General features: G+C 40.0%; 8 protein-coding genes and 1 tRNA gene. 8 read left to right on the top strand and 1 reads right to left on the bottom strand.

Features of this window, described 5'->3' with window-relative positions; all coding sequences use genetic code 11:
* Positions 1–13: 13 nt before the first annotated feature.
* The 5 genes from glmU (at position 14) to FTT70_RS04635 (ending at position 5,471) form a co-directional block, all read left to right on the top strand.
* Positions 14–1,378, top strand: a complete 1,365-nt coding sequence (gene glmU / locus FTT70_RS04655; protein ID WP_096902632.1) for a bifunctional UDP-N-acetylglucosamine diphosphorylase/glucosamine-1-phosphate N-acetyltransferase GlmU — start codon at positions 14–16, stop codon at positions 1,376–1,378.
* A gap of 12 nt (positions 1,379–1,390) precedes the next feature.
* Positions 1,391–3,232: a glutamine--fructose-6-phosphate transaminase (isomerizing) gene (glmS, locus tag FTT70_RS04650; RefSeq protein WP_004974344.1), complete on the top strand. Its 1,842-nt coding sequence runs from the start codon at positions 1,391–1,393 to the stop codon at positions 3,230–3,232.
* A 310-nt stretch (positions 3,233–3,542) separates the two neighbouring features.
* Positions 3,543–3,618, top strand: a tRNA-Gly gene (locus FTT70_RS04645).
* 286 nt (positions 3,619–3,904) lie between these two features.
* Complete coding sequence (locus FTT70_RS04640) at positions 3,905–4,207, top strand: helix-turn-helix transcriptional regulator (protein ID WP_070153706.1); 303 nt, start codon at positions 3,905–3,907, stop codon at positions 4,205–4,207.
* 4 nt (positions 4,208–4,211) lie between these two features.
* Entirely contained in the window at positions 4,212–5,471 is a 1,260-nt protein-coding gene (locus FTT70_RS04635) for a type II toxin-antitoxin system HipA family toxin (RefSeq protein WP_180168342.1), read from the top strand.
* Between the two features lie 65 nt (positions 5,472–5,536).
* Here FTT70_RS04635 and cas3f read toward each other — a convergent pair whose 3' ends face one another.
* Positions 5,537–8,725 carry a type I-F CRISPR-associated helicase Cas3f gene (cas3f, locus tag FTT70_RS04630; RefSeq protein WP_180168341.1) on the bottom strand — a complete coding sequence of 1,063 codons (3,189 nt, stop codon included), beginning with the start codon at positions 8,723–8,725 and terminating at the stop codon, positions 5,537–5,539.
* A 144-nt stretch (positions 8,726–8,869) separates the two neighbouring features.
* Between cas3f and FTT70_RS04625 the strand changes: the two genes are divergently transcribed.
* From FTT70_RS04625 to csy3, 3 genes are read left to right on the top strand one after another with little or no spacing between them, the layout of a single operon-like run.
* Positions 8,870–10,030 (top strand): type I-F CRISPR-associated protein Csy1, encoded by a 1,161-nt coding sequence (locus FTT70_RS04625; protein ID WP_131261191.1) that lies wholly within the window; start codon positions 8,870–8,872, stop codon positions 10,028–10,030.
* On the top strand, positions 10,027–10,926 hold the full coding sequence (gene csy2, locus FTT70_RS04620) for a type I-F CRISPR-associated protein Csy2 (protein ID WP_131261192.1): 900 nt from the start codon (positions 10,027–10,029) through the stop codon (positions 10,924–10,926). Before FTT70_RS04625 ends, csy2 begins: the two co-directional genes overlap by 4 nt.
* Before the next feature lie 25 nt (positions 10,927–10,951).
* Positions 10,952–12,052 (top strand): type I-F CRISPR-associated protein Csy3, encoded by a 1,101-nt coding sequence (csy3, locus tag FTT70_RS04615; RefSeq protein WP_131261193.1) that lies wholly within the window; start codon positions 10,952–10,954, stop codon positions 12,050–12,052.

The raw sequence follows: 12,052 nt of genomic DNA, 5'->3' as shown, positions 1-12,052 counted from the left end.
ACTAGGATTCAACATGTCTACCACCGTGATTATTCTTGCAGCAGGTAAAGGCACGCGCATGCGTTCAAATTTACCAAAAGTATTACAACCTCTTGCAGGACGCCCACTCTTGGGTCACGTGATTAATACCGCAAAAAAATTACAAGCAGATCATATAATTACCATTTACGGTCATGGCGGTGCTTTGGTGCAAAATGCGTTTGCGCATGAACAGGTACAGTGGGTCGAACAAGCTGAACAGTTGGGCACAGGTCACGCAGTCAAAGTGACTTTGCCTGTTTTACCACGTGAAGGTGTATCACTGATTTTATCGGGAGATGTACCTTGTATTACAGAGCAAACTTTACAAAAGCTACTCGATGTTTCACGTGAAACCCAAATTGGCTTGGTGACACTTACCCTTGCTGATGCCACGGGTTATGGTCGTATTGTACGTGAAAACGGTAAAATTCAAGCGATTGTTGAACATAAAGATGCGTCTGAAGCCCAGCGTCAAATTCAGGAAATTAACACGGGTATTTACTGCGTCAGCAATGCCAAATTACATGAATGGCTGCCAAAACTGAGCAATAACAATGCGCAGGGTGAATATTACCTGACCGATATTGTGGCGATGGCAATTGCCGATGGCTTAGAAGTTGCATCGGTAGAACCTCAACTGGCTTTTGAAGTAGAAGGCGTGAATGACCGTGTGCAATTGGCTGCATTAGAACGCGAGTTCCAGAACTTCCAAGCCAAGCAACTCATGCAACAAGGTGTGCATTTAATTGACCCAACCCGTTTTGATTTACGTGGTAATCTCACTGCAGGTAAAGACGTTCGCATTGATATTAACGTAATTATTGAAGGCGATTGCGAACTGGGTGATGGCGTAGAAATTGGTGCAGGTTGTATCCTCAAAAACACCAAAATTGCTGCGGGCACTAAAGTTCAGCCGTATAGCGTATTTGACCAAGCGGTTGTAGGTGAAGCTGCGCAAATTGGTCCATTCTCACGTTTACGTCCGGGCGCGGTATTGGCCAATGAAGTGCATATTGGCAACTTTGTTGAAGTGAAAAACAGTCAAATTGGTTTAGGCTCCAAAGCCAACCACTTTACCTACTTAGGTGATGCCGAAGTGGGTGCAGGCAGCAATATTGGTGCAGGTACGATTACTTGCAATTATGATGGTGCCAATAAATTTAAAACCATTATTGGTGACCAAGTCTTTATTGGTTCAAATAGTTCATTGGTTGCACCTGTCACCATTGCCAATGGTGCAACGGTAGGCGCAGGCTCGACCATTACCCGTGATGTTGCAGAACAGTGTTTAGCTGTGGAACGTTCTAAACAGTTCACTAAAGAAAATTATCAACGTCCACAGAAATTGAAAAAATAAGAGGAAGTTCCTATGTGCGGTATTGTCGGTGGCGTTGCAGAACGTAGTATTACCAATATCCTCATTGAAGGTTTAAAGCGTTTAGAATATCGCGGTTATGATTCCGCAGGTTTGGCATTGATTAGTCAAGGTCAAGTCTTGCGTGAGCGTCGTGTCGGTAAAGTAGCAAATCTTGAGCAAGCAGTACTAGATTCTCAAGTCACAGGTTCACTCGGTATTGCCCATACACGTTGGGCAACACATGGCAAACCGACAGAAAACAATGCACATCCGCATATTTCTGGCAATGTTGCTGTCGTACACAACGGTATTATCGAAAATTATCAAGAACTGAAAGATGAGCTAGAAGCTTTAGGCTATATGTTCAGCTCTCAAACGGATACTGAAGTGGTTGCGCACTTGGTCAACCATGCTCTTAAAACTGCACCGAATTTATTGGTTGCGGTACAGCAAGTCGTGCCTCAACTGAAAGGTGCTTATGCTCTGGGAATTATCCATACCGATTATCCAGATGAATTGATCACGGTACGTGAAGGTTCTCCTTTGGTGATTGGTGTCGGTATTGGCGAAAACTTTATCAGTTCAGACCAATTGGCGTTATTGCCGATCACCAACCGTTTTATGTATTTGGAAGAAGGTGATATCGCCCGCTTAACCCGCGACAGCATTGAAGTTTTTGTAAACGGTCAAACGGTTGAACGCCCTGTAAAAGAGTTGGATGCAACTGTAAGCAATGCATCGAAAGGTGAATATAAACACTACATGCTCAAAGAAATTTATGAGCAGCCTGAAGCAATTCAACAAACCATTTCACAAGCATTAAATGGCAACGCTTTACGTGAAGATTTCCTGAAAGATGCTGAACTTGATTTTGCCAACATCCAACAGGTACAGATTATTGCCTGCGGTACCAGCTACCATGCAGGGATGATTGCAAAATATTGGTTTGAACAGCTGATTAACTTGCCATGTCATGTGGAAATTGCCAGCGAATACCGTTATCGTACCCCAGTCATTGTGAATAACACGTTGTATGTGTGCATTTCACAATCTGGCGAAACTGCAGATACTTTAGCTGCGTTACGTGATACACAAAAACGTGCTGCTGCAAAAGGTTTAGATATCACAACCATGACCATTTGTAACGTGGCAACGTCGTCAATGGTACGTGAAACCAACCATAGTTTGTTAACGCTTGCGGGTCCTGAAATTGGTGTGGCATCGACCAAAGCCTTTACGACACAGTTGGCAGCATTAATGCTGTTGGTGCTCAAAATTGGTCAGGTGAAAAATGCAATTGCAGCGACAGAAACAGCGGAAATTATTGCAGACTTGTGGCACACACCAAAAGTAATTTTAGATACTTTGCAAAATGATACGGCAATTTTACGTTTGTCTGAATTGTTTGTAGAGAAAAATCACTGCTTGTTCTTGGGTCGTGGCACACAATTCCCAATTGCCTTGGAAGGTGCTTTGAAACTGAAAGAAATTTCATATATTCACGCAGAAGGTTATGCTGCGGGTGAATTAAAGCACGGCCCATTGGCATTGGTAGACAATGACATGCCTGTGGTGATTTTAGCACCGCAAGATGACATGCTGGATAAACTGAAATCCAATATGGAAGAAGTACAGGCACGTGGTGGTGAGCTGTTTGTATTTGCAGATGAACACAGCGGCATTCCTGCAGATAAAGAGCGTCAGCATGTGGTTTATGTACCGCAAGTCAGCGCGTTGCTTGCGCCAATTGTGTATAGCATTCCTGTGCAGTTGTTGTCTTATCATGTGGCAGTTTTGCGCGGTACTGATGTCGATCAACCTAGAAACTTGGCAAAAAGCGTAACAGTGGAATAATGTTGATTAAATTCAATTAGTTAAATTTAATAAAATTATTTTGAATCACCTAAAAAATCCGCAGTCGGCTTCATTTTTAGAAATTTAGTACTGCGGATTTTTTATGTCTGATGCTTTTATTTTTCGCATAGCTGCAGCGCATTGTAAGTGATATTAATATTTTTGCAGACAATGAAAACTTTTATAAAACAAACAACCTAAGTCATTTAACCGCACTATTTTCCAAAAATGTTGTTTATTTATTCAGTCAGTACAATGACATGCAAAAAATGATTGACCCTATTTTTGCATCATGTATTATACACCGCATGCGGGAATAGCTCAGTTGGTAGAGCACAACCTTGCCAAGGTTGGGGTCGCGAGTTCGAGTCTCGTTTCCCGCTCCAAATTCAAAAAGCCTCAATCGAAAGATTGAGGCTTTTTTATTGATTTTATATTATGTTATCCCCAATCATACTTTCTTTATTATCTTTTATTTCACAGTTTCGGGCCCCAAATACGACATATTCGTAGGTAGTTGCAAAAAATAAATGCATTAAAATCATTAGATTTCTTTAATCCAATAGAATCTCATCAGCCAATCAAGCATCTCATTATCGACCAACTGGCATAATTTCATAAATCCATTTTTTTGTGTTTTAATGGTGATATCACAATGTAAAACACAATATTATGGATTTAATATTCAAAAAACCTGAAGAAGTTGTTGCTTTATTATGTGAGAGGCTTCGTAAAGAACGTCTTTATCTGGAAATGACTCAGGCAGATGTTGCTGCGCGTGCGGGTATTGGTGTGAATACTGTATCTAATCTAGAAGCTGGTCGAAATGTTTCATTTGAAAATTTAGTACGTGTTGCCATGGTGCTCGGCCGATTAAAAGAATTAGAGGAACTTTTCAAACCACATTTAAATAGTGTAGATGACATGCTCCGCTATGAGAGTAATACGGCTCGCCAACGTATCAAAAGGAAATGAATCCATGCTCAAAAAACTTGATGTTTACTACAATGGATGGGGCGAATATTGGCTTTGGGGCACACTAGTTTCCTCAACTGCAATCACAGGTCGACCATTGATTGCTTTTGAATACAGCGCAGAAGCAATTAGTAAAGGTTTAGAGCTTTCATCTTACCTACTTCCGCTAAAAGGTGACCCATTAAGAAAGAACTTTCCTGCACATCAAATGGGATTACCAGGCCCTATATACGATGCCTTACCCGATGGCTGGGGCATGCTCCTGATGGATCGCTTATTTAAAAAAAATGGACTTAATCCAGCACGAGTTGGGCCTTTAGAACGCCTCACGTATATTAGTACACATGCAATGGGGGCATTATCCTTTGAACCTTCAGCATCCGAGTTAACATTAGCTGAAAATATTCCATTGCTAAGACTCGCTCAAGAAGTTCAGGAAGTTCTCAAAGGAGAAGGTGCCGAATTTTTACAGCATTTATTAATTATGGGCGTGTCTCCACAAGGTGCAAGGCCAAAAGCACTTGTTTATCGTGATCCTGTCACTAATGAATTCTCAACAGTTCACTCACATCAACATGAAGCTTGGCTGATCAAATTTCCCGCTCAGCAAGAGCATCCTGAAGTTTGTGCAATTGAAACTGTTTATGCAGAATGTTTGCGTCATTGTCATATTGACACCCCAGACACCCAATACTTCACTCTTCCGAATGGCCTAACTGCATTTGCCTCAAAAAGATTTGACCGCTGCGATGGCATGCGCATCCCTATGCAAAGTTTAGCTGCCTTTACAGGGGCTGATTTTAAATCACCTGGGAGTTTAGACTACAGCAACTTTCTTCGTGCTACACACTTTTGTACCAATGATATTCGCGAAAAAGCGATTGCATTCAAGCGCGCTGTTTTCAATGTGGTGTTCAATAATCGAGATGATCATTGCAAAAACTTTTCGTTTTTAATGTCTCAAAATGGACAATGGAAACTCGCCCCAGCCTACGACGTTACTTTCTGTGAAGGCCCAGGTGGATATCATCAAATGGATATTATGGGTGAAGCACTGGATATTACTCGGTCTGCCATTGTCAAACTGGGCATTCAGGAAGCAGAGCTTTCTATTCAAGAGGTTGATGAAATGATTAACTCAATTTGCGAAGTTGCCAGCCGATTTACGAAGATTGCTCATGATCTATTACCTGAACAAATTAGATCTGAAACTCTCCAAATGATCCAAAATAGGATTAAGCATAATATTCATTTATTGAATTGAATATAAACCATCCGATTTAATCAAAAGCAATCTGGAAATACATATAAAATTTAATCAATAACAGATCAGTGATAAACCCCGAACCCAAGATGGTATATCCACTGCGGGCTTTGGTCATTATAAACAGACAAAGACAACTTACATCCCTCTTGCACTGCAAGCCCATACTCTAATGTTAGCTCCTTGAGTTGCGCAGGTGATAAACTCAACCAAGCATTATCAGGAGCTGGTTCAATATTAAAAGTGACACTTTTAACAGCTTGCTCATATTTTCCAGTCTGAATATTCAGTTCTACGGAATCTGGAAAATGCTGATAAATAGATAATTCATCATCCTCAACATCAAAGCTATATACTTCCTGATTTTGCATATCTCTTAGACATGTATCTTTATATAACTGTTCCGTTAGCAAAGCTGCATTCACCTGAATATTAGAAAAGAGTTGTTCACCTTCTGAAGCAAAAAAGTCCTGATTAAACTTTTGAATTTGTTCATCATCATATTTTGTAAAGTCGCAGGTATTGGCATTGAATCTAAGTCTGGCATCAACCACCAGTTCATTATTAGACCAAGGCAAAAGTTGCGATAAATCTTGCGATTTATATTGTTTTTTGATGTCTACATAACCTTCATACCCAGGACGATTAAATACCGCCTGCTTTTTTGGCTGAGTCCTATCTTTATTTGCACAGTATTTATAGTTAAATTGTGGAATCACAATGTTGGGATGTTGCACAATATTTAAACGATGTCGATTAACACGCCCTGCTGTCTGAACTATCGACTGCACACTTGAAGCATCAATAATCGCCCAGTCAAAATCATGATCGCGCCCAACTTCTTCTACAGGCGTTGCAATCACAATCAATGGAATATCTATAGAGTTAGAGGTCTGAACGATACTTAATATCTCTTCATCCGTATAAATATGTTCATTTCCCGTTGGACGTTTTATGCCATTTTTATGCCGTGTGAGCAAAAAGTCGAGTCGTTTTTCTTTGTGGAATCTTGAGATTAGCCAATCATGAGCATGGTAACAAGCAATCTGTGCATGTGGCAGTCGGCCTGATAAATGCTTTGCTAAATCAATAGCATGCTTGATATTTGCCACACGGATTAAACCAAATGAAAGTTTTTTGTCCTGTTTTTTAAGTGACCAACGATGTTGTTGATGTAGAGCTTCTGTCTGCTCCAAAATCGTCCTTTTCCATTGATCAACAGAAGGATTTTCAATACTGGCTAAACGTGCCAAACGATATGGCTGTTCTGCTTTAACCGTAAGAACGTGCTGCAACTCATCTAAATGCTGTTGATAAACCTGATTAAATACTGATGGTTCATGGCTTTTTTGTACCAGTATCTTGGGCTTCAATTCATTGTCTGCAATCGCCGCAATAAATTTTTGTGGTTCCTTATATAAGGCTGCACGAAGCTCGATTCCTGATTCAAAAGCACGGTAAATGCTATCTGCGACTGTTGCTGAAAGCGTTGCAGATGAACAAATAACATGACGACCATACATTGCAGCCAATTGGACTAAACGCAATACAGCGATTAATGATTTAGGTTCATAACCATCAATTTCATCTAAAATCAGATCACTGCTCATTATTCTGAGCAATGCTTTAACATGATGCCCTTGTCGATGTGGCTCGCCTGCCGCGATTAAATAATCAATCGTGGATACCAATAAAGGCGAGGCTAAAACATTTTGAGCAACTTTATCTACTCCCCTTTTTCCTTTGACTATTTTAGTAAATAGAGGATGCAACCACTGTGGTAAGTCTTGATCCTGTGCATAAGCATCAAATACAGGTTCTGGTAAATTTTCATCTTCATCAGCCACAGACGCATTTGCACGACTTTCATTAAATAACTTTTGGCTGACATGATCACCAATAATCACGGCAATTTCATCATCCGACAGATTCATGGAGCTTTTAAGTGCATCACCAGTCTGTAACGTTAATGAGCGAAGATTCAGTGCAATGGCAAGGCGTGGATCATTCGGTCTTAATATACATGCTGCACGCAGGTTCATTCTGGTTTTACCACTCCCCGTTCCTGCAATATTCAGCAATAAGCAAGGGGTATCTGGCATTTTATTGATTTGCTTTTGTAAGGCATGAGCAACCAAATTTTGCCACTGAAATCTGGGTAAAGTAGAAGGCTGACAGATAAACTCAACCGTTTGTTCACTTAAACCAGCAAGATTCAAATCTGTCATCATTTTTGTGGCGATATACGCAGCACGATCTCCAACCTGCTGCAAATGCCAATCCAGAGGTTGATCTTGCATTCGCTCCTTTTTGCCTTGTGGACTATTTTTTATCTTTGTATTGGCAAATAGGCTGACATTTTCAGGTTTTGTTTCAGAAAACTGTTCCGCAGAAACGGTATGGTCTGCATGAATGAGTGCTGCGCGGCTATGTAGTGCTAAAGCTTTCCAATATAACTGTTGATCTTCCGTTGCTTGGGTCATTTTCGCTAAGCGGGCCATACGGTTTTGGTGACTTTTAAATATGCTGTCATTTAAATCACCCGCACAGGTGAATTGTTCTACACGAGGATGTTTTTCCCTGACATGCAAATCCGCATTTGGATACCAGTTGTTATCTCCCAATAAGCCATGATGCGTCACCACCAAATAATCCACGGCTTCTAATTCATTCAGCAAAAATTGTTTTCTTATCTTAGTACGTTCGCCCAGGGTTAAATCTGTTAAGTTACGATCAATATTTTTCCATGCTTCTGGCCAATTCCAGTTATTTTTACGCATTTGCTGCAATAGTTTCATCGACAACCATTCATGTCGTACATCATCTTTGAGCATCTGCCCTGCCATCGCAGGACTTAATTTGCTTTGAAAGTGCTGAGAAGCCTTACCAATGTCATGTACATCACCTGCAGCACCTGCAAGTAAACTTGCTGCTCGAACCCATTCAGGCACTTGTAGCTGCTTTTGTTGTTTAGATGTCGAGGCAACTGGATAAGCGCCCTCTAGATTAAAACGATGCTTAGAACCTACGACCCAAACCAATTTCATTCTGCGCATACCATAATTCACATAAGCTGCTACAGCAGTTTGACGTGTTGCTGTTTTTTTCAGTGCGCTACGAATTTCTTTAAGACCTTCCATGGTCATAGGTGCCTGCCATGAACTTTGCCCAGTGCGAATTGCATAGCTATCTAAAACAGCTCTGGTCTTTTTTAAAGCGCGTTTTTCACAAGCGGATATAAAAATTGTATGCATATTGGATGGATATAATTATTCATTGGATTTAATCGCATCTCTGCGACACATCATGTCGTTTAACTAAAAATAGCATTTGATAATAAATATTTCATCCGCTATTAATACTCTAAACAAATATATTTTAATAACTTAGGATGCATTATGACAAAAGATACAGAGGAAAATCCTTATCAGCAAGCCTTGGCTGAATCTGTTCATTACAGCCTAAAAACCGTTAACTCAAATATTGAAAAAGGCGGTATCCGCCTTGCGCAAAGCCATGCATTAAACTTACCTTATATTTCAGCACGAACATTACTTGCTGATGATTTTCTTGTTCCAACCGACTACCAAGCAAATGCAGGTAAAACTGCAACTTTATTTAAAGTCGTCAAAGCAGCTCAATTAGATGAAGAGCTGTCCGAAGCAGATGAAGAATTTAAGCAAAACGTGGCCTTGCTTAAACCACATTTAAACAAGATATTTGAACAACCATTTACTGCAGGGTTGGATATTATTGATATTCGCATGCGTCAATTACTCATTCCTAAAAATAATGAGTATCTATCCATCAGCCCACTTTCAGCAGCAGGTCTGAATTTACTGATTAATACTGAAGTTGATGCACTTAAAGAACAACGTAAAGCAGAAGGTAAAAATACAAAACTGAAGAATATTAAGACAGCTGTATTTGGTATTGGCGGATCAAATCCGCAAAACGTCGGAAGTCTAGTCCGATCCATGCAACGTCCTCTTGTTCTTGACTCACCTACTCAAGATCCTGAAACACGCCTTGCTTTTCAGTATTTTTATAAAGGCTTTGATTACCAAATTTCAAATGCCTATATCAATCGAGCGATGTATCAGGAATTGACTGAATATGCAAAATCTTTGATTAAACAACAAAAACTAAGTTTGAAGGTAGGCTTCCATGAACATGGTATACACGCCCCTTTTTCAAATATGCAAACACGTGCAGCAGAATTAACCACTATTCAGAAAGTTATCGATGATGTTCTGCAACAAGGGCAAGACATCCTCCAAATTTTAAAGGCTGTTGCAAATGATTTGCCTAGTTTAAAAGTGTTGGAGAGAAAATCGAGGTGGAGCCATCCGCGTGTATCTCTAATCGCTCAAGGCTTAATTAATCCTGAACTGCAACAATTTGAAGATTGGCAACAGCTTTTTGCAGATGATTTAGCAAGACGAATCACGAAACACAGTTACTGGAAAAAAGAGATTAAAAATACAGTTGACATTAGCCTATCGGAAGCTGAAGCCAAAAGCTTTCTCTCACGTCGTATTCAGGAGCTTTTAAAATGAGTTGCTTCGTCGTTATTCCATACATTAAAGTGCAAGCAGCAAATTTTCAGAGCAATGGCTTAATCATGGGTGGCGCTCCACTGATGGCTGCTGCCATGTTTAGCCATCACCTTGCGCGTCAAATTGATGAAAAAGATCTCGGCTTTTATTATGTGCACCATGATATACAACCACTTGGTGGAGAAGCTTATGGTCGCTTCACTCCAGCACAACGACGCGGTGCTACTTTTATTGGTAAGACAGATTATGCTAGAGGAACTAAAAATTTATCACTTCAACCCACTGCAAGCTGTCATTTGCTGTTCAGTTTAGTAATTGAATTTGACGCTAGACGTCCAGATCTAAACACATTAGTTCAAACTATCAAAAGAAGTAAATTTGCAGGCGGTCATATTCTCGAGTTTGGGAAAATTCAAGATTTTAATGATGCTGAAGATGCCTTGGCTCAGATTAGCTCTGGCTTTTTAATTCATGATAGGAATGATTTATTAACCGCCTATCAAAAAGCATATCAAGTAAATCGTTTACAAGCCTTTAGCCAACTTTTAGCACATCGTCCGCAAGCTAAAAATAGTGATATACCTATTTTAGAACATTTACCGAATGAAAGCTTAGCATGGCTTTCTGCAACAACTTTAGGTTATGCCTTACTCGAACAACCAACTGCTGATCGTGCTGGGATTCGCCATGCCGATGATCAGGATGAAACACAGCATGCCTATGCAGAACCTTTAACAGGCTTGATTCAGTATCACTCACTTAATTCAATCTTGAATGAAATCCGCCTTGAAACATCAATTTATCCCGATGGCTATTTAGAACAAATCCAATGGTCGTATCACTGGATTCAAGACAACGTTTTTTTATTGCAACAAAATCAACAGATCGACAACTAATTGACATTTATAAGGAATAAACATCATGTCTACATCTGAAAATTTCAAAAAATTACCAGGCAGCCTTTCTTTACAACGCGGAACATTAATCAGTGATGCTGCTTTCTACCATTTGCATGCTGATGGCAAAGAAGAGGCGCTACATGTGATGTATCATGGTATTCGTGGTACTCAAAACGTGGCAGGCAATAAAGACAAAGGTGCTGCTTCAGGTAACACTGTCGCTCGTGAAGTTTCTAATATTCAAATGACAGAATCGGCGAAACTTTTGCCTGATGCTAAGTTTCTAGTCAAATGGAGTTTACGTTTCATCGACTTAGATCATATTTTATTTGCTTCAGCATCCAAAGCAGGTGCAGATAAACAAGAGGAAAAAGACTTTCGCGCAAGTTTCAAGGATTTTATTGAAAAGGCTAAAAATAGCGAAGGGATTGAAGAAGTTGCTCGTCGCTATGTTCGCAATATTGTGAATGGGCGTTGGTTATGGCGTAATCGCAGCGTTGCAGAACATATTTCGATTAAAGTCAGCGAAATTATTGAACATGATCAAAGTCAGACGACTAAAAGCTATAAATTAATTGCTGAATTTAATGCTTTGGATTACAGCCTAAAATCATTTGATGATGTTTCTGAAAGTGAAAATAAAATTGCCAATATCTTAGTCAAAGGCATGCAAGGTGATGTCAATTCAGGATTACATATTGAAGCGATTGTAGATTTTGGCATGGGCGGTGTTGAAGTCTTTCCATCACAAAACTATCTTGAAGAAAAACCAAAAGGTTTTTCGCGCTCACTGTATCAACTCAATCCTATCCGCCCTGAACGTCAGGCCAAAGACAATCAGTTTTTAGGACAAGCAGCGATTCGTGACCAAAAAATTGGCAATGCCTTACGCACCATTGATACTTGGTATGACAAGTTTTTAGAGAATGATAGTAAACCAATTCCTGTAGAGCCAAATGGCGCAAGCCTAGACGCACAGGACTTTTTCCGTGTAGACAAAAAGAAAAAAGATTCTGCTTTTGATATTTTAAAAGAAATTCGCAGTTTAGACCCAAATAGCGATAAAGGTATGTTCTTAATAGCCTGCTTAGTTCGTGGCGGCGTTTACTCTGAGGGAGAGTAA

The organism is Acinetobacter sp. YH01003, from assembly GCF_013420525.1.
Classification (GTDB): Bacteria; Pseudomonadota; Gammaproteobacteria; order Pseudomonadales; family Moraxellaceae; genus Acinetobacter; species Acinetobacter towneri.
This window is presented reverse-complemented; position numbering and strand designations above follow the sequence as displayed.

Bases quoted from the DNA above. Each gene is read 5' to 3' on its own strand.
- glmU (WP_096902632.1), top strand. From the start codon at position 14: ATGTCTACCACCGTGATTATTCTTGCAGCAGGTAAAGGCACGCGCATG.
- glmS (WP_004974344.1), top strand. From the start codon at position 1,391: ATGTGCGGTATTGTCGGTGGCGTTGCAGAACGTAGTATTACCAATATC.
- FTT70_RS04640 (WP_070153706.1), top strand. From the start codon at position 3,905: ATGGATTTAATATTCAAAAAACCTGAAGAAGTTGTTGCTTTATTATGT.
- FTT70_RS04635 (WP_180168342.1), top strand. From the start codon at position 4,212: ATGCTCAAAAAACTTGATGTTTACTACAATGGATGGGGCGAATATTGG.
- cas3f (WP_180168341.1), bottom strand. From the start codon at position 8,725: ATGCATACAATTTTTATATCCGCTTGTGAAAAACGCGCTTTAAAAAAG.
- FTT70_RS04625 (WP_131261191.1), top strand. From the start codon at position 8,870: ATGACAAAAGATACAGAGGAAAATCCTTATCAGCAAGCCTTGGCTGAA.
- csy2 (WP_131261192.1), top strand. From the start codon at position 10,027: ATGAGTTGCTTCGTCGTTATTCCATACATTAAAGTGCAAGCAGCAAAT.
- csy3 (WP_131261193.1), top strand. From the start codon at position 10,952: ATGTCTACATCTGAAAATTTCAAAAAATTACCAGGCAGCCTTTCTTTA.